This window comes from Paraburkholderia sp. (genome assembly GCF_035656215.1).
GTDB lineage: Bacteria > Pseudomonadota > Gammaproteobacteria > Burkholderiales > Burkholderiaceae > Paraburkholderia.
Map to the genome: position 1 here is coordinate 1 of NZ_DASRSY010000081.1, position 17,494 is coordinate 17,494.

The 17,494-nt window shown below is 62.6% G+C and carries 17 protein-coding genes; 12 read left to right on the top strand and 5 right to left on the bottom strand.

Annotation, left to right across the window (positions count from 1 at the left end):
• The 5 genes from VFE81_RS04395 to VFE81_RS04415 all read right to left on the bottom strand — a co-directional run.
• On the bottom strand, nt 1–814 hold an 814-nt coding region (locus VFE81_RS04395; RefSeq protein ID WP_325043422.1), incomplete at its 3' end, for a biotin carboxylase N-terminal domain-containing protein.
• A gap of 128 nt (nt 815–942) precedes the next feature.
• On the bottom strand, nt 943–1,410 hold the full coding sequence (gene accB, locus VFE81_RS04400) for an acetyl-CoA carboxylase biotin carboxyl carrier protein (RefSeq protein WP_325043423.1): 468 nt from the start codon (nt 1,408–1,410) through the stop codon (nt 943–945).
• 76 nt (nt 1,411–1,486) lie between these two features.
• Complete coding sequence (aroQ, locus tag VFE81_RS04405; protein WP_325043424.1) at nt 1,487–1,942, bottom strand: type II 3-dehydroquinate dehydratase; 456 nt, start codon at nt 1,940–1,942, stop codon at nt 1,487–1,489.
• Between the two features lie 194 nt (nt 1,943–2,136).
• Nucleotides 2,137–2,685, bottom strand: coding sequence for a TlpA disulfide reductase family protein (locus tag VFE81_RS04410; RefSeq protein WP_325043425.1), 549 nt, complete (start codon nt 2,683–2,685; stop codon nt 2,137–2,139).
• Between the two features lie 11 nt (nt 2,686–2,696).
• On the bottom strand, nt 2,697–3,350 hold the full coding sequence (locus tag VFE81_RS04415) for a UDP-N-acetylmuramate--alanine ligase (RefSeq protein WP_325043426.1): 654 nt from the start codon (nt 3,348–3,350) through the stop codon (nt 2,697–2,699).
• A gap of 212 nt (nt 3,351–3,562) precedes the next feature.
• On the opposite strand from VFE81_RS04415, the gene mpl reads away from it, so the two are divergent.
• The 12 genes from mpl (at nt 3,563) to araH (ending at nt 17,466) form a co-directional block, all read left to right on the top strand.
• The gene (gene mpl / locus VFE81_RS04420; protein ID WP_325043427.1) at nt 3,563–4,969 is read left to right on the top strand and encodes a UDP-N-acetylmuramate:L-alanyl-gamma-D-glutamyl-meso-diaminopimelate ligase; all 1,407 of its coding nucleotides are present in this window, start codon (nt 3,563–3,565) and stop codon (nt 4,967–4,969) included.
• Nucleotides 4,966–5,568, top strand: coding sequence for a YqiA/YcfP family alpha/beta fold hydrolase (locus tag VFE81_RS04425; RefSeq protein WP_325043428.1), 603 nt, complete (start codon nt 4,966–4,968; stop codon nt 5,566–5,568). Before mpl ends, VFE81_RS04425 begins: the two co-directional genes overlap by 4 nt.
• Nucleotides 5,569–5,744: 176 nt before the next feature.
• Nucleotides 5,745–7,859, top strand: a complete 2,115-nt coding sequence (locus tag VFE81_RS04430; protein WP_325043429.1) for a ribonuclease catalytic domain-containing protein — start codon at nt 5,745–5,747, stop codon at nt 7,857–7,859.
• Nucleotides 7,856–8,719, top strand: coding sequence for a shikimate dehydrogenase (gene aroE, locus VFE81_RS04435; protein WP_325043430.1), 864 nt, complete (start codon nt 7,856–7,858; stop codon nt 8,717–8,719). Before VFE81_RS04430 ends, aroE begins: the two co-directional genes overlap by 4 nt.
• A gap of 49 nt (nt 8,720–8,768) precedes the next feature.
• Nucleotides 8,769–9,497, top strand: coding sequence for a monofunctional biosynthetic peptidoglycan transglycosylase (mtgA, locus tag VFE81_RS04440; protein WP_325043431.1), 729 nt, complete (start codon nt 8,769–8,771; stop codon nt 9,495–9,497).
• Nucleotides 9,498–9,872: 375 nt separating this feature from the next.
• A complete protein-coding gene (locus VFE81_RS04445; RefSeq protein WP_325043432.1) occupies nt 9,873–10,850 on the top strand; it encodes an IclR family transcriptional regulator in 978 nt (325 codons plus the stop codon).
• The gene (locus tag VFE81_RS04450) at nt 10,847–11,908 is read left to right on the top strand and encodes a 2-dehydro-3-deoxygalactonokinase (RefSeq protein ID WP_325043433.1); all 1,062 of its coding nucleotides are present in this window, start codon (nt 10,847–10,849) and stop codon (nt 11,906–11,908) included. The genes VFE81_RS04445 and VFE81_RS04450 overlap by 4 nt, the downstream gene beginning before the upstream one ends.
• A gap of 36 nt (nt 11,909–11,944) precedes the next feature.
• Nucleotides 11,945–12,625 carry a 2-dehydro-3-deoxy-6-phosphogalactonate aldolase gene (locus VFE81_RS04455; RefSeq protein ID WP_325043434.1) on the top strand — a complete coding sequence of 227 codons (681 nt, stop codon included), beginning with the start codon at nt 11,945–11,947 and terminating at the stop codon, nt 12,623–12,625.
• Nucleotides 12,622–13,398, top strand: a complete 777-nt coding sequence (locus tag VFE81_RS04460; protein ID WP_325043435.1) for an SDR family oxidoreductase — start codon at nt 12,622–12,624, stop codon at nt 13,396–13,398. Before VFE81_RS04455 ends, VFE81_RS04460 begins: the two co-directional genes overlap by 4 nt.
• 191 nt (nt 13,399–13,589) lie before the next feature.
• Complete coding sequence (locus VFE81_RS04465; protein ID WP_325043436.1) at nt 13,590–14,588, top strand: arabinose ABC transporter substrate-binding protein; 999 nt, start codon at nt 13,590–13,592, stop codon at nt 14,586–14,588.
• A 265-nt stretch (nt 14,589–14,853) separates the two neighbouring features.
• Nucleotides 14,854–16,395 (top strand): L-arabinose ABC transporter ATP-binding protein AraG, encoded by a 1,542-nt coding sequence (gene araG / locus VFE81_RS04470; protein ID WP_325043437.1) that lies wholly within the window; start codon nt 14,854–14,856, stop codon nt 16,393–16,395.
• Nucleotides 16,396–16,449: 54 nt separating this feature from the next.
• The gene (gene araH, locus VFE81_RS04475) at nt 16,450–17,466 is read left to right on the top strand and encodes an L-arabinose ABC transporter permease AraH (protein ID WP_325043438.1); all 1,017 of its coding nucleotides are present in this window, start codon (nt 16,450–16,452) and stop codon (nt 17,464–17,466) included.
• Nucleotides 17,467–17,494 lie beyond the last annotated feature (28 nt).

Consider the following 17,494-nt stretch of genomic DNA (forward strand, 5'->3'; position numbering starts at 1 on the left):
CGCCAAGATAGCCCATCTTTTTGCAGGCGTCCGCGCAACGATCGCCGATGCGGTCGATCAGGCGGCGTGCAATGCCCGGCGCTGGCGCTTCTTCGATCACTTTCTGGTGGCGGCGCTGCATCGAGCAATCGCGCTCGCCCAGCCAGACTGCGTTCTTGAACGAGTCGGCCAGGATCTGTATTTCGATGTGCCGCGGGTTCTCCAGGAATTTCTCCATGTAGACCTGCGGGTTGCCGAACGCACGGCCGGCTTCTTCGCGCGTCATGTTGACCGCGTTGACCAGCGCTGCTTCGGTGTGGACCACGCGCATGCCGCGGCCACCGCCGCCGCCGGCGGCCTTGATGATCACCGGATAGCCGACCTGGCGGGCAATTTTCACGATCTCTTTCGGATCGTCGGGCAACGCGCCTTCAGAACCCGGCACGCAGGGCACGCCGGTCTTGATCATGGTTTGCTTGGCGGTCACCTTGTCGCCCATCATCCGGATCGTTTCCGGGCGAGGGCCGATGAAGGTGAAGCCGGACTGCTCGACGCGTTCGGCGAAGTCGGCGTTTTCCGACAGGAAGCCGTAGCCGGGGTGGATCGCTTCGGCGTCCGTCACTTCTGCCGCGCTGATCAGCGCCGGCATGTTCAGGTAGCTCAGATTCGAAGGCGCCGGGCCGATACAGACCGCCTCGTCGGCGAGCTTCACGTACTTGGCTTCCTTGTCGGCTTCCGAATAGACGACAACCGTCTTGACGCCGAGTTCGCGGCAGGCGCGCTGGATACGAAGCGCGATCTCGCCACGATTGGCAATGAGGATTTTTTCAAACATAGCGGATTTTCGACTCATCAATAGGCGCCCGGTTGATCACAACACAGGCCACCTCAGAGGATCGGTCGCGCGCCTCGGACAGCAGGCACGCGGGCGGCAAGCGCAAAAAAAGCGCAAAGCGTGCCGCGTTAGCCGACTACGAACAACGGTTGGCCGTACTCGACTGCCTGGCCGTTTTCGACGAGGATTTCCTTCACCACGCCGGACTTGTCCGACTCGATTTCGTTGAGCAGCTTCATCGCTTCGATGATGCAGATCGTCTGGCCTTCCTTGACCGTGTCGCCCACCTGGACGAACGGTTCGGCGCCCGGAGACGGCGCGCGGTAGAAGGTGCCGACCATCGGCGAGGTCACCACGTGGCCTTGCGGCACGACGGGCGCCGGCGTCGCGGGGGCGCCCGCAGCAGCCGGCGCTTCGCCGCCTACCATCGGTGCCGGCTGCGCATATTGCGGAGCATACGAAGCGGACGGTTGCACGTAAACCGGCGGCGCATTCTTGACGATGCGGACCTTGCCTTCGCCTTCAGTCACTTCGAGTTCGGAAATACCGGACTCCGAGACGAGGTCGATCAAAGTTTTCAGTTTACGTAGATCCATCAGGAAGCCCCTTTCAATGCGTAAAGTGCCGGCGCGTGCAATCGCAATACCCGGCTTAAATTGGACGTGTTTGGAATCAGCCGCGCGATGAGCCGGCGGACAGCCGGTCGAGCGCGAATTCGAGCGCGTACATGTACCCCTTCCAGCCGAGGCCGCAAATCACGCCCTCTGCCTGGTCGGAGAAATACGAGTGATGCCGGAACGGTTCGCGGCGATGTACGTTCGACAGATGAATCTCGACGAACGGGATGCCGACCCCCGCCAGTGCGTCCCGAACAGCCACGCTGGTGTGCGTGTACGCGGCGGGATTGATCAGTATGAAATCGGTTGTTTCAGTCCGGGCGGATTGGATGCGATCGACCAGGGCGCCTTCATGATTGCTCTGGAACGACGCGAGTTCGACGCCTGCGTCCGCTGCGCGGTCCGCCAGCGCCTGATCGATCTGCGGCAACGTTACGCGGCCATAGACCTCGGGTTCCCGGGTGCCGAGAAGGTTGAGGTTGGGGCCGTGCAGTACCAGCAGTCGCGTCATGGTCGCTTCTTTTTCCGTGGAATTGGGCGCACTTTAGCGCTGATTAGAGAAACTTGTCTAGTTTCCTGCGCGTTCGAAACGATCCCAGCGACCTTCCGCCGCTTCTCCGGGCGCCCATCTTCTCTCAAATTTGAGCGATTTGCGCGTAATTTCGAGCCTTTTGCCCCTATCTGATCGTCAAAAGAATGTGAAATTTAGAGCGCGTCGAGCGTCTGTTTCAGCGCTTGCGGGTCGATTTGCCCTAATTTTGTCGAGCGGATGTTGCCTTTTGCGTCAATTACGACGGTAAAGGGCAGGCCGCCGGCAGTATTGCCGAACGCGCGCGCGAGGTCGGCGCCGCCGAACCCCGTCACATAGACCGGATAAGCGACTTTCACCTTCTGCAGGAACGCCTGGACGTTTTTGTCCGAATCGACGCCAAGTCCTACGAACTGGATTCCTTTCTTTGCATATTCGCGCTGAAGTTGCGAAAGAGCGGGCATCTCTTCGACACACGGTCCGCACCACGACGCCCAGAAGTTGACGACGATTGGGTGACCTTTAAGCAAACTTAGCGATTGCGGCTTGCCGTCGACATTCGTGACGGGCGCGGCCCAAAGTTGCTCGACCGCACTTTGCGAGGAAGCGGGCTCAGTCGCATGAGCGACTTCCGGGCTGCCGTTCAGCAAATGATTGGCCAGCACCCCGCCGCCCGCAGCGGCGAGCGCGACAAGCGCGCCTGCCAGAATCCGTCTCGTATTCATTTCAGGTCTGTCTAATTAGTTGAAGGGGTGACGCCGCTACTGTCGAGCAGGGCCTGGACCGCCTGCTGATTCGCGCGGGCAGTGCGACCGCGCGCGTCGGCCCGGACCGCGCCGCGCAAGTCGTCCGTTTCGTACAGGGCGACGTGGATGCCGGCCGGCTCCCCATTGCGCCCTTCGTCCGTGGGGCGCCACAGGAAGCTCAGCGTCTCGACGTAGCCGCGGCCGGCAAAATGCCGCGTCTCCGAAACGTCGTACTGAATGTTGGCGTTCAGAAAATAGATCGCGACTTCTTTCGGGTTGTCGCAGAACACCTGAAGGTGAATATCCGAATGTTCGCCGGCTGTGCCGCCGAGCACCGCGCCGGTCAGATACGGATTGAACGGCGCGAGCCGCTCCATCCAGTCGATGGCGATGCGGCGTAACCGCCGCAATAGCGCCGGCTGGCTGTCACCCTGGAAGAGCGACTGATATTCACGGATTTCTGCTTCGATCTGGTCGTTATCCGGCAGCCATTCGCCGGCAACACGGCTCTCGCCGACTACCTGCCGTGCCGCTTTACGCTTGGCCGTTGCATAGTCCAGACCGTCTTCAGCGATCATCCTGGCAGCCGCGATGGCAATTTCCTCGCGCACGCGCTGCGGATCGAAATGTGATTTGTGAACCATCTCTGAATCATACTAGAGATTGACGACAGCCCTTTCTGGACGGTTCGCACCGGGCGATTTACGTGGGCAAGCCGGGCGGCTACCTTGACCGCCCCGTTCATAGGGCGATTCAGAGGCGTCGGTTACAATAGCGTCCTTTGCAGGCGGTCGTTTCGACCGCTTCCTTGCACTCCCATCCCTCGCAAAATACGCCCGCGCGGCACGACAGGCTTATGCACATCCACATCCTCGGTATCTGCGGCACGTTCATGGGCGGACTCGCGGTCCTCGCGCGCGGCGCGGGTCACACCGTGACGGGCTGCGACGCTGGCGTCTATCCGCCCATGAGCACGCAGCTCGAGGCACAAGGCATTCGTCTGATCGAAGGTTATGACGCTGAGCAGTTGAACGGCCTCAACGTCGACCTGTTCGTGATCGGCAATGTGGTTACGCGCGGCAACCCGCTGATGGAAGCGATCCTCGATCGCGGCCTGCCTTATGTCTCCGGTCCGCAATGGCTCGGCGAACATGTGCTGAACGGCAAGTGGGTGTTGGCAGTGGCCGGCACGCACGGCAAGACCACCACCAGCTCGATGCTGACCTGGCTGCTCGAAGATGCGGGTCTCAATCCGGGTTTCCTGATCGGCGGCGTGCCGCTGAATTTCGGCGTGTCGGCGCGGCTGACCGATTCGAGCTTCTTTGTGATCGAGGCCGACGAGTACGACACGGCCTTCTTTGACAAGCGTTCCAAGTTCGTTCACTACCGGCCGAAAACCGCGATCCTGAACAACCTCGAGTTCGATCATGCCGACATTTTCCCGGATCTGGCCGCGATCGAAACGCAGTTCCATCATCTGATCCGTACGGTGCCGGGCATTGGCCGAATCGTCACGAACGGTCGTGAAGACGCGCTGGAGCGCGTGCTGACGCGCGGTTGCTGGAGCGAAGTCGAGCGGTTCGGCGTGCAAGGCGGCTGGGAAACCCTGCCAGCGGACGACGGTGTGCCCGTCGACGAACGTTTCGCCGTGTATCACAACAGCGAGCGCGTCGGTGTGGTCGAGTGGCTGGTGCAGGGCGAGCACAACCGCATGAACGCGCTTGCCGCGATCGCCGCCGCGCGCCATGTCGGCGTGCCGCCAGCGCAAGCCGCGAAGTCGCTGGCGAGTTTCCGGAATGTGAAGCGCCGCATGGAAGTGCGCGGCAGCGTCGACGGCGTGACCGTCTACGACGATTTCGCCCATCACCCCACTGCGATCGAAACCACGGTGGCCGGGCTGCGCGCGCGCGTCGGCCACGAAAACACACGTATCCTGGCCGTGCTGGAGCCGCGCTCGAACACCATGAAGCTCGGCGTGATGAAGGCGCAACTGCCAGCGAGTCTGGCCGGCGCCGACCTGGTGTTCGGCTACGGCGCGCCGGCCGGCCGCGACGCACTCGGCTGGGATCTCGGTGAAGCGCTCGCGCCGCTGGGCGGTAAAGCGCAGGCTTTCGACAATCTCGACGCGCTGGTCAAAGCGGTGGTTCACGCAGCGCGCCCCGGCGACCAGATTCTGGTGATGAGCAACGGCGGCTTCGGCGGTGTGCATCAGAAGCTGCTTGATGCATTGTCCGCAGCACTTTCCGCGCGAGGCACGTCGTGATCCTTTATCTGCACGGTTTCCGTTCGTCACCCAATTCGTTCAAGGCACGCGTGCTAGCCGCACGTCTCGTCGAACTCGGCCGCAGTAATGAATGGTGCTGCCCGATGCTGCCGGTTTCGCCGTTCGAGACCGTGGCGCTCGCCGAATCGATGGTGGAGGCCGCGAAACCTGACACCATCACGGTGATCGGCAGTTCGCTTGGCGGCTACTTCGCCACGCATCTGGCCGAAAAGCACGGCTGGCCGGCGGTGCTGCTGAACCCGGCAGTCGTGCCGCAACGCGACCTGAGCGCCTACCTCGGCGAGCAGCCGTTATGGCACGGTGGCGGCAGCATCACGGTCGAGCCGCATCATCTGGACGAGCTGCGCGCGCTCGGCGTCGCGTCGATCACGCGGCCCGAACGCTATTATTTGATGGCTGCCACTGGCGACGAAGTGCTCGATTACCGTGAAATGCTTGCGCACTATCCGGGCGCGCGCACTACGCTGATCGAAGGGAGTGACCACGCGATCAGCGAATTCGCGCAATACGTCGACGATGTGCTGGCCTTTTGCGATGCCGAAGACGTCGAGCCGCCGGCGCCGCGCGAAGCGGCCTGACAGCCCGACGATCCTGCAGCGAGGCCGTTGCGGATCACCAGATTCATGCCGCCGGCGCGCGCGTATCGCGCCGCGGATCCACTACCACGAACACGTTGCCGTGCCGCGCACGCAGTGACCGATAGCTGAACCCAATCGGGCGCGCCGGCAGCTGCAAGTCAGAACGAGAGTATTGAGTGAACGTTTTCTTCGAGGAATCGGGCAGTTTCAAGGCGGGCAGCGTGCTGTCGCGCCAGGGCGATGCGTTTCAGGTCGAGCTGCCGGGCGGCCGGCGCGCCAAGGTGCGCGCGAAAGATGTGCTGATCGAATTTGAAAAGCCGACCGCCGGCGAGTTGATGCAGCAGGCGGACGCCGCCGCGCAGGATATCGATCTGGACTTCCTGTGGGAATGCGCGCCAGATGACGAATTTCCGTTTGCCACGCTGGGTGCCGAGTACTTCGGCGAATCGTTTGGTTCGATCGAGCGCGCGGCGCTGGTGCTGCGCATGCACGGTTCGCCGGTGTACTTTCGCCGCAAGGGCCGCGGCATGTATCAGCGCGCGCCGCAGGAGCAACTCAAGATGGCGCTCGCCGGGCTGGAGCGTAAGCGTCAGCAGGCGCTGGTGCAGGCTGGCTACGAAGACGAACTGAAGGCAGGCCGTCTGCCGGAAGGCTTCAGCGGCGCCAAGGCGCTGGCTTTGCTCACCCGGCCGGACAAGAACACGATCGAATACAAGGCGCTCGAAGGCGCGGCAGCGGCGCGCGGCATCTCGCAGGCGCGGCTGATGCTCGAATGCGGCGCTATTCCGTCGGCACGCGCGTTGCACGAGGCGAAATTCCTCTCCGAGTTTTTCCCGCACGGCACCGGTTTTCCGCCGGTCACGGTCGGCGCGTTGCCTGAAGATCTGCCGGAAGCCGATGTACAGGCATTCTCGATCGACGACATCACCACGACTGAAATCGACGATGCATTCTCCGTCGAGCATCTGGCCGACGGCCGTGTGCGGATCGGCGTGCACATCGCCGCGCCAGCGCTCGGCATCGTGCGTGGCGACGATGTCGATGCGATCGCGCGCACGCGTTTGTCCACTGTCTACATGCCGGGCGACAAGATCACGATGCTGCCGGATAGCGTCGTCGAAGCGTTCACGCTGGCTGAAGGCGGCTTGCGGCCGGCTCTGTCGCTGTATGTGATCATCAATCGCGAGACGCAGGAAATCGTGGCGAGCGAAACGCGCGCCGAGCGCGTGTTCGTGAAGAACAATCTGCGCCACAACACGCTGGACGAACTGGTTACCGAAGAGGCGCTCGCGGCGGGCACCGGCGACTATCCGCACAAGGAAGACATCGCCGTGCTGTGGCCGTTCGCTCAGGCGCTGTTCGAAAAACGTCAGACCGCGCGCGCCGGTTACGGCCTGCGCCGCGAAGTGCAGCGCAATACCGATTTCAACTTCTACGTGGAAGACGAGCACATCACGATTACGCCGCGTCGGCGCGGGTCGCCGCTCGACACGATCGTCGCGGAGCTCGCGATTCTCGCCAACTCGTCGTGGGGCGCGTTCCTGCACGACCACGGCGTGCCGGGCATCTACCGCACACAACGCGCGTTCGGCGCGCCGACTGGCCCGAAACGCACCCGCATGCAGACCAACGCCGCGCCGCACGAAGGTCTGGGCGTCACGCAATACGCGTGGAGCACGTCGCCGCTGCGCCGCTACGTCGACCTCGTGAACCAGTGGCAGTTGCTCGCCTGCGTGCAGCATGGCGTCACCGCGAAACTGGCCGCGCCGTTCAAGCCTAAGGACGCCGATCTGTTCGCTGTCGTGCAAGGTTTCGACGACACCTACACCGCGTATGCCGATCACCAGCGCCGCATGGAGTACTTCTGGTGCCTGCGGTGGCTGAAGCAGGAGAACCGCAAGCAGGTGGTGGCGTCGGTGGTGAAGGGCGATCTCGTGCGCCTTGAAGAAATTCCGCTGCTGCTGCATGTGCCGGGCCTCGGCGTGCATGCACGCGGTACGCGCTTGCAGATGGAAGTGATGTCGATCGACGAACTGACCGTCGAAGCGTCCGTGCGCCTGCTGCACGTGCTTGACGCGCCGACTGTGACGAGCGGCAGCGAAGCTGAAGAAGCCGACGAGGGTGAAGAGGAAATCATCGACGGGGCGGATGAAAGCGCCGAAGGCGAAGCCGAGGCACAAGCCGAAGCGGACCTCGACGGCGGTGCAACTGAACCGGGCGACGCCGAAAACGGTGACGGCGCCAGCGATGCGGCAGCCGATCAGCAGCATGTCGCGGAGCCGGGGCGATGAGCGCGAGCGATTCACGCGACCGCTACGCGGTCATCGGCAACCCGGTGGGCCATAGCAAATCGCCGTTCATTCATGGCCGCTTTGCCGCGCAGACCGGTGAGCCGATCGAGTACGGCCACCTGCTGGCACCGGTCGATGCGTTCGTGCCACATGTGCGCGCTTTTATCGAAGCGGGCGGCCGCGGCCTGAACGTGACGGTGCCGTTCAAGCTCGACGCGCACGCGTTTGCCAACACCCTGTCGCCGCGCGCGGCGGCGGCTGGCGCGGTGAACACACTGCGGTTCGATGTGAGCGGCGTCTACGGCGACAACACGGACGGCTTCGGCCTCGTGCGAGACATCGAAGTGAATCTCGGCGTTTCGTTGAAGGGTGCGCGGATTTTGCTGCTGGGCGCGGGCGGCGCTGCGCGCGGCGTTGTGCTGCCGATGCTGGACCGCGCGCCGCACACGCTGACAATCGTCAACCGTACGGCGGCGAAGGCTGAAGCGCTCGTCGACCAGTTTGCGCAAGCCGCGGGCGACGCCGCCTGCCGGCTGACCGGCGGCAGCGCGCGAGCGATCGAAGCGGGCGAGTACGACGTAATCGTCAACGCGACGGCGGGTAGTCTGGATGCTTCGTTGCCCGAGTGCGACGACCGCGCGTTCGGCAGCGGGACGCTCGCTTACGACATGATGTACGGCGCGCATCCGATCGTGTTCATGGAACACGCGCAGAAGCTGGGTGCGCGCGGCGCCGACGGTCTCGGCATGCTGGTCGAGCAGGCGGCCGAATCGTTTTACGTGTGGCGAGGGGTGCGGCCCGACGGCGCGCCGGTGCTGGCCGAATTGCGCGCGCTGTTGACGGCGCCGTCGCACGCCTAGACCGCTGTTTTACTTTCCGGAACTCACCGACTCGGGGACTGAGACCACGATGACAGCAACGCGGCGCGCGAGCCGGCCAGGTCCGGCGCGATGGATGTTTTATCTGGGTGCCGTGGTGGCGATTGCGTGGCTTGCGACGCAGGCGTTTTACTTCGCGCAGATCGCGGTATGGAATTACGTGAACCCCCAGTCGACAGCTTTCATGCGCTCGGATGCGTGGCAGTTGTCCGAGGATCGGCCGGATCTGTCGGTGCAGCATACGTGGGTGCCGTATGAGCAGATTTCACACAATCTGAAGCGGGCGATTATCGCTTCCGAAGACGCGAATTTCGTGAATAACAATGGCTACGAGACGGATGCCATTTTGCAGGCGTGGGAGCGAAACAAGAGCAAGGGCAAGATTGTTCGCGGCGGTTCGACGATCAGCCAGCAGTTGGCGCGGAATCTGTTTTTGTCGCGGGAGAAGAGTTATATCCGCAAGGGTCAGGAATTGATCATCACGTGGATGCTCGAAACCTTGATGGACAAGCAGCGGATCTTTGAGATTTATCTCAACTCTGTTGAGTGGGGGAATGGGGTTTATGGTGCTGAGGCGGCTGCGCATTATTACTACAAGACGTCTGCTGCCAAATTGACTGCTGGGCAGTCGGCCCGCCTGGCCGTGATGCTGCCGCAGCCTAAGTATTTTGATGAGCACAGGGGCTCGGCGTACCTTGCTCAGCGTTCGCGCGTGATTGCCCGGCGGATGGGCGCCGCGGAATTGCCGGATTCACAGTGACCTCCTCATCGGCGCGTTACGCCGCCGACATGCTTCACTGACCAAAGACGCTTGACTCGCAGACTCCCGCGCGGAGTCCGAACCGGCACGTCCGTCTTCGTCAAATTTTCCCAATATATGAATCCGACACTCACATATTGGAGCTTTCTCAAAAACCGCCCTACAATCCATCCAACGCGCTACCGCTAGCCAGAAGAACCGGCCGCGACCAGCGACAGCAAGAAAAAACCGGAGACAAGTCAAACCATGCCTAAGACCCAAAGGCAGCACCCGCATGCCCGCGCCACCGGCAATACGTACTGCGCCGCGAGCAAAACTGGCCTCCTCTCCGGCCCCGCGCTGTAAGCGCAAAAAACCACCGAAAAGCAGATCGCCATGAACAAAGCGATGCCCACTCACGCCGTCCGTGCGTCCGAAGCCGATCTGGCACCGCAAGCCGATCATGTGGCCGGCGCTGCGCCGCAGCCGGCCGCCAACGCCGCTAAAGCACACCGCGCCAGCGCGCAACCGGCTGTGATCGACGAAATCGCGTTGCCGAGCACGCTGCTCGACATCACGCCGCAACAAGCCGGCACGCAAACGCTGCTGCGCGGTCTCGCGATTCTGGAAGCCGCCGCCGCCGGCGTGCGTGATCTGCGCACCTTCGGCGCCGCGCTTGGCACGACCCGCAGCACCACGCATCGGCTGGTGAGCAGCCTCGTGCAGGCGCGCTATCTGCGCCAGGTGCAAGGGGGCTATCTGCTCGGCCCGAAGCTGATCGAACTCGGCACCATCGCGCTCGAACAGATGCCGCTCACCGCGGTCGCGCGTCCGCATCTCGAATCGCTCGCTGAACAGACACTCGACACGATTCACCTCGGCGTGCGCGACGGCGACGACGTGCTGTACATCGACAAGATTCCCGGCACTCGTGGCCTCGAAATGCGTTCGCGCGTGGGGCACCGGATGCCGCTGGCGTCGACGGGTATTGGTAAAGCCATGATGCTCGACCTCACACCGGACGTGTGGCAGTCGCTCTTCGAAGCATCGCGGCGCGCGCTCGCCGGTGTCAGTTTCAAGCCGGATAACCGCCCCGACGCGGTGACCTTCATGCAGCGTATGACCAACTACGCCGCCGGTGGCTACACCTTCGACCTCGAAGAGAACGAAGCGTCGATCCGTTGCGTCGCGGCGCCGGTGCGCGATGCATCGGGCGCAGTGGTGGCTGCGTTGTCGGTGGCGAGCACGATTCCGTATATGTCGCTCGAACGCATGGATGAACTGATTCCGGTCGTGCAGCGCGAAGCGCGCGCGATCTCGGAAGAACTCGGCTGGCGTGCCCCGCAACCCGCAACCCGCAGGATCAAGCGATGAAGCGAGCGGGTTCTCACACGCACGCGGTCAATCCGCTGAATGACGCCGCCGCGACCGCCGACGCCAACTTCCAGCACGCAGCGCTCATTGCGCTCGACTGGGGCACGACGTCGCTGCGCGCCTATCTGTACGACGCGGCCGGCGAGGTGCTGGCGACGCGGGCATCGACGGCCGGCATCATGAATCTGCCGCGTAGCGCCGAGCACGGCGGCTTCGACGCCGCCTTCGACGACGCGTGCGGCGCCTGGTTGGAGCAGACGGCCGCCGTGCCGGTGATCGCAGCCGGTATGGTCGGCAGCGCGCAAGGCTGGGTCGAAGCGCCGTATGTCGACGCGCCGGCGAATGCCGATGCGCTGGTGGCCGGCATCGTCCGGGTAAAAGCCGCGTGCGGCGCGACGCTGCACATCGTGCCGGGTGTCCTGCAACGTGGTGAACTGCCGAACGTGATGCGCGGCGAGGAAACGCAGATCTTCGGCGCACTCGGTCAGGAGACGGGTGCCGTGGACAGCAGCAAGCGCACGCTGATCGGCTTGCCTGGCACCCACGCGAAATGGGCCGTCGTGGAGTCGGGGCGCATCGAACGTTTTCATACCTTCATGACCGGTGAAGTGTTCGCGGCATTGCGCGAGCACACCATTCTCGGCCGCACGATGGTCACGCCGGATCGTCCCGATAACGAAGCATTCCTGCGCGGTGTGAACATCGCCCGCGATAAAGGTCAGGCGGGAATGCTGGCCACCGTGTTCAGCTCACGCACGCTCGGCCTTACCGGACAACTTTCGCGCGAACAGCAGCCGGATTATCTGTCGGGCTTGCTGATCGGGCACGAACTGGCCGGTCTCGAAGCCGTGCTCGCGCAACAGCAAAACTCGCTCGCGCGGCAGCACTTGCGCCTGATCGGCAATGAAGCGCTGTGCGAACGTTATCGCGTGGCGCTTGCGCAATTCGGCTGCACTCACGCGGAGCAGGTGAAGCACGCCACCGAGCGCGGTCTGTGGCGCGTCGCTACCCAGGCGGGGCTCGTCAATCCTACGCCTCAAGCGGCGCACGTCGGCTAACCGGCAGCGCCGCCGCTCACGAAACAAGGAACCGAGATGCAACCTCACATCAATCTGCCCGCCCCGTACATGCCGCACGCGGGTCTGATCGCCGCGTTCGAGGTCTGTCCGCTGATCGCGATCATGCGCGGTGTGACGCCTGCGGATGCCGCCGAGCATGCCCAGGCGCTTTACGAAGCGGGCTTTCGCATCGTCGAAGTGCCGTTGAATTCGCCGCGGCCGTTCGACAGCATCGCGGCGATCCGCAAAGCGTTGCCGGCCGATGCGATCGTCGGTGCGGGCACGGTGCTGCATTCCAGTTTCGTCAACGACGTGAAATCGGCCGGCGGCGAACTGATCGTGATGCCGCATAGCGACCCAGAGGTCGTCGGTGCCGCGAAAGCGCACGGCATGGCCTGCGCGCCGGGCGTGGCGACACCGAACGAAGCCTTCATCGCGCTGAAAAACGGTGCTGACGTGCTGAAGATGTTCCCCGCGGAGCAACTCGGCTGCCAGGTCGTGAAGGCGTGGCGTGCGGTAATCGCGGCGGAAGTGCCGCTGGTGCCGGTCGGCGGGATCACGCCGGACAACATGGGCCCGTTCCTCAGCGCCGGCGCAAATGGATTTGGTCTCGGCTCGGCGCTGTACAAGCCGGGTCAGAGCGCCGCTGTGACGGCCTCGCATGCGAAGGCGTTCATCAACGGGTTGCGTATCGCTCGCGCAGGTTCGAAGAAATGAAGCGGCTCGCCGGCAAAGTCACCTTGATCACCGGCGCCGGGCGCGGCATTGGTGCGGCGATCGCGCTCGCGTTTGCGCGCGAAGGCGCGGCGGTCGTGCTGGCTGAACTCGATATCGAAACCGCGCAGCAGACGGCGGAGCAGATCAAGGCGCAAACCGGCGGACGCGCGCTGGCGGTGCAGACGGATGTGACGCAGTCGGCCTCGGTTCAGCACGCGGTGAGCGAGGCCGAACACGCGTTCGGCGCGCTCGACGTGCTGGTCAACAACGCGGGTATCAACGTGTTCTGCGATCCGCTGACGATGACCGACGACGATTGGCGCCGTTGCTTCGCGGTCGATCTCGACGGCGTATGGAATGGATGTCGCGCGGTGTTGCCGGGCATGGTGGAACGCGGTGCGGGCAGCATCGTGAATATCGCGTCGACGCACGCGTTCAAGATCATTCCGGGGTGTTTTCCTTACCCGGTCGCGAAGCATGGCGTGATCGGTCTGACGCGCGCGCTTGGCATCGAATACGCGCCGCGGAACGTGCGGGTCAACGCGATCGCGCCGGGGTATATCGAAACGCAATTGACGCACGACTGGTGGAACGAACAAGCCGATCCGGTGGCCGCGAAACAGGCAACGCTCGATCTGCAACCGATGAAGCGCATCGGCCGCCCGGAAGAAGTGGCGATGACGGCGGTGTTTCTCGCCTCGGACGAAGCGCCGTTCATCAACGCCACCTGTATCACCGTGGATGGCGGTCGCTCCGTGCTGTATCACGACTGAACGTAGCGGACCAGCACGCAACAGGAAGTGGGACTCGCCGCTCCAACGCAAGAACAAGCAGCAAGAAGCAAACAGGCAAAAACAAAGCACCCAGGTTTCACCGGACGACGCGCTGGCCGCGTGTGTCGCAACCGGTACAAGAAGACGCGGCCGATACCTTCTCGTTATCAATTAGTCAGGAGACACGCATCATGAAACGAAGAATTTTCCTCACGCTGGCAGCAGCGGCGGCGGGTGTGCTCTTCAACGCACCGGTCGCGCAAGCCGCGGATCCGGTCAAGATCGGCTTCCTCGTGAAGCAGCCGGAAGAGCCGTGGTTCCAGGACGAATGGAAGTTTGCGGAAATTGCCGCCAAGGAGAAGGGCTTCACGCTGGTGAAGATCGGTGCGCCGTCGGGCGAGAAGGTGATGAGCGCCATCGACAACCTGTCGGCTCAGAAGGCACAAGGCTTTGTGATCTGCACGCCTGACGTCAAGCTCGGACCGGGCATTGTCGCCAAGGCGAAGGCCGACGGGATGAAGATGATGACGGTCGACGACCGCCTTGTCGACGGCGCGGGCAAGCCGATCGCATCGGTGCCGCATATGGGCATCTCGGCGTACAACATCGGCAAGCAAGTGGGCGATGGCCTGGCTGCGGAAATCAAGAAGCGCGGCTGGGACATGAAGGATGTGGGCGCGATCGACGTAACTTACAACCAGTTGCCCACCGCAGTTGACCGCACCACTGGTGCAACCGCTGCGCTCGTCGCCGCCGGTTTCCCGAAGGCCAACGTGATTGAAGCGCCGCAAGCGAAGACCGACACGGAAAACGCCTTCAACGCAGCCAACATCGCGTTCACCAAGAACCCGCAGTTCAAGCACTGGGTGGCTTACGCGCTGAACGACGAAGGCGTGCTCGGCGCGGTGCGTGCAGCGGAAGGCCGTGGCTTCAAGGCGGACAACATGATCGGTATCGGTATCGGCGGTTCGGAATCGGCCATGAACGAGTTCAAGAAGCCGTCGCCGACCGGTTTCTACGGCACGGTCATCATCAGCCCGAAGCGTCACGGCGAAGAAACCTCGACGCTGATGTACGACTGGATCACGCAAGGCAAGGAACCGCCGATGCTCACGCTGACGACCGGCATGCTGGCTACGCGTGACAACGTGGGCGAAGTGCGCCAGAAGATGGGCCTCGCGGCAAATTAAGCGGCTGTAGCGTAGTCAAATGAAATGAACTGCCGGTGCGTCATTCTCCAAGGATTGGGCGTACCGGCAGCAGCAACACAAGATGAGCAGTTGAGACAGATCACGCTTTGTGCCCATGTGGCACCTAAAAAGCACGGTTTACACGAAGCAGCAACTAACTTGTATGGGGCCGGAGTAAGCGCTAAAGCGCCAACTCCGGTCGACAACTTTGTATGGGACGGGAGTAAGCGCTAAAGCGCTAACTCCCGTCGACACAGGAGGCGAAGTGTCAGCGACGCTACGTTTTGACAATATCGGCAAAGTCTTTCCAGGCGTGCGCGCGCTCGACGGTGTGTCCTTCGACGTCAACGTCGGCCAGGTGCACGGCCTGATGGGCGAAAACGGCGCAGGGAAATCGACCCTGCTGAAGATTCTTGGCGGTGAATATCAACCCGACTCCGGTCGCGTGATGATCGACGGCAATGAGGTGCGCTTCACGAGCGCGGCGTCGTCGATCGCGGCGGGGATCGCGGTGATTCACCAGGAACTGCAATACGTGCCCGATCTGACGGTCGCGGAAAACCTGCTGCTCGGCCAGTTGCCGAACTCGCTCGGCTGGGTCAACAAGCGCGAAGCCAAGCGCTTCGTGCGTGAACGCCTCGAAGCGATGGGCGTGGCGCTCGATCCGAACGCGAAGCTGAGAAAGCTCTCGATCGCGCAACGGCAGATGGTCGAAATCTGCAAGGCGCTACTGCGTAACGCGCGAGTGATCGCACTGGATGAACCGACCAGTTCGCTATCGCATCGCGAGACCGAAGTGCTGTTCAAGCTGGTGCGCGATCTGCGTGCCGACAATCGCGCAATGATCTACATCTCGCACCGCATGGACGAGATCTACGAACTGTGCGACGCCTGCACGATTTTCCGCGATGGCCGCAAGATCGCCTCGCATCCGACGCTTGAAGGCGTGTCGCGCGACACCATCGTCAGCGAAATGGTCGGACGAGAAATTTCGGATATCTACAACTATTCAGCGCGTCCGCTGGGCGACGTGCGCTTCGCGGCGAAAGCGATCGAAGGCCATGCGCTCGCGCAGCCGGCTAGTTTCGAAGTGCGGCGCGGCGAGATCGTCGGCTTCTTCGGTCTGGTGGGCGCGGGACGCAGCGAACTGATGCATCTGGTGTACGGCGCCGATCACAAGAAGGGCGGCGAAATCGTGCTCGACGGCAAGCCGATCAAAGTGCGCAGCGCCGGCGAAGCGATCAGACACGGCATCGTGCTGTGCCCGGAAGACCGCAAGGAAGAGGGCATCGTCGCGATGGCGACCGTGTCGGAGAACATCAATATCAGTTGCCGCCGTCACTATCTGCGCGCGGGGATGTTTCTCGACCGCAAGAAAGAAGCGGAAACCGCCGACCGTTTTATCAAGCTGCTGAAGATCAAAACGCCGAGCCGCCGCCAGAAGATTCGCTTCCTGTCGGGCGGCAACCAGCAGAAGGCGATTTTGTCGCGCTGGCTGGCCGAGCCCGATCTGAAAGTGGTGATTCTCGACGAACCGACGCGCGGAATCGACGTCGGTGCGAAGCATGAGATCTATAACGTGATTTATCAGCTGGCCGAGCGTGGCTGCGCGATCGTGATGATTTCGTCGGAATTGCCGGAAGTGCTCGGCGTGTCCGACCGGATTGTCGTGATGCGTCAGGGCCGGATTTCCGGCGAACTGTCACGCCAGGAAGCAACGGAACAAACGGTGTTGAACCTCGCGTTGCCGCAAAGCTCGACCGCGCTGCCCGAAACTGGAACCGCAGCCACCGAGCAAGCGGCCTGAACATTATTTGGACGAAAGTCCGGCAACCCGTGGGGAACGGGAGGAGTCTTCAAAATGCAAGCCAGAGAAAACCTCGCGCAACAAGCCGTAAAAAGTGCGGCCGAAGCGCTGATTCCGCAAGGCAACGACAAGGCGAAATGGTGGCAGCAGATCACCGAGTACAGCCTGATCCTGATCTTCATCGTGATGTTCATCACGATGTCGCTGACAGTCGACCACTTCTTCTCGATCGAGAACATGCTTGGTCTCGCGCTGTCGATTTCGCAGATCGGCATGGTCGCGTGCACGATGATGTTCTGTCTGGCCTCGCGCGATTTCGACTTGTCGGTGGGTTCGACGGTCGCGTTCGCCGGCGTGCTGTGCGCGATGGTGCTGAACGCGACCGGTAATACGTTCATCGCGATCATTGCAGCGGTGGCGGCGGGTGCCGTGATCGGTTTCGTCAACGGCGCGGTGATAGCGTATCTGCGCATCAACGCGCTGATCACGACGCTCGCGACGATGGAAATCGTCCGCGGTCTGGGTTTTATCGTGTCGCACGGGCAGGCAGTGGGTGTGTCGTCGGATACGTTTATCGCGCTGGGCGGTTTGAGCTTCTTCGGCGTGTCGCTGCCGATCTGGGTCACGCTGCTGTGCTTCATCGTATTCGGCGTGATGCTCAATCAGACCGTGTATGGCCGCAACACGCTGGCAATCGGCGGTAATCCGGAAGCCTCGCGTCTCGCCGGTATCAACGTCGAACGTACTCGCGTTTATATCTTCCTGATTCAAGGCGCCGTCACTGCGCTGGCCGGTGTGATTCTGGCTTCACGGATTACGTCGGGTCAGCCGAATGCGGCGGAAGGTTTCGAGTTGAACGTGATTTCGGCTTGCGTGTTGGGCGGCGTGTCGCTGCTCGGCGGTCGCGCGACGATCTCCGGTGTCGTGATCGGTGTGCTGATCATGGGTACGGTCGAGAACGTGATGAACCTGATGAACATCGACGCGTTCTATCAGTACCTCGTGCGCGGCGCGATTCTGCTCGCCGCTGTGCTGCTCGACCAGTTGAAGAACCGCGGCTCGCGGGACTAACCCCGCGACTCATTTCGCGACCTGCTTA

Coding starts and splice junctions, on each gene's coding strand:
- accB (WP_325043423.1), bottom strand. CDS start 1,410: ATGGATCTACGTAAACTGAAAACTTTGATCGACCTCGTCTCGGAGTCC.
- aroQ (WP_325043424.1), bottom strand. CDS start 1,942: ATGACGCGACTGCTGGTACTGCACGGCCCCAACCTCAACCTTCTCGGC.
- VFE81_RS04410 (WP_325043425.1), bottom strand. CDS start 2,685: ATGAATACGAGACGGATTCTGGCAGGCGCGCTTGTCGCGCTCGCCGCT.
- VFE81_RS04415 (WP_325043426.1), bottom strand. CDS start 3,350: ATGGTTCACAAATCACATTTCGATCCGCAGCGCGTGCGCGAGGAAATT.
- mpl (WP_325043427.1), top strand. CDS start 3,563: ATGCACATCCACATCCTCGGTATCTGCGGCACGTTCATGGGCGGACTC.
- aroE (WP_325043430.1), top strand. CDS start 7,856: ATGAGCGCGAGCGATTCACGCGACCGCTACGCGGTCATCGGCAACCCG.
- mtgA (WP_325043431.1), top strand. CDS start 8,769: ATGACAGCAACGCGGCGCGCGAGCCGGCCAGGTCCGGCGCGATGGATG.
- VFE81_RS04445 (WP_325043432.1), top strand. CDS start 9,873: ATGAACAAAGCGATGCCCACTCACGCCGTCCGTGCGTCCGAAGCCGAT.
- VFE81_RS04450 (WP_325043433.1), top strand. CDS start 10,847: ATGAAGCGAGCGGGTTCTCACACGCACGCGGTCAATCCGCTGAATGAC.
- VFE81_RS04455 (WP_325043434.1), top strand. CDS start 11,945: ATGCAACCTCACATCAATCTGCCCGCCCCGTACATGCCGCACGCGGGT.
- VFE81_RS04460 (WP_325043435.1), top strand. CDS start 12,622: ATGAAGCGGCTCGCCGGCAAAGTCACCTTGATCACCGGCGCCGGGCGC.
- VFE81_RS04465 (WP_325043436.1), top strand. CDS start 13,590: ATGAAACGAAGAATTTTCCTCACGCTGGCAGCAGCGGCGGCGGGTGTG.
- araH (WP_325043438.1), top strand. CDS start 16,450: ATGCAAGCCAGAGAAAACCTCGCGCAACAAGCCGTAAAAAGTGCGGCC.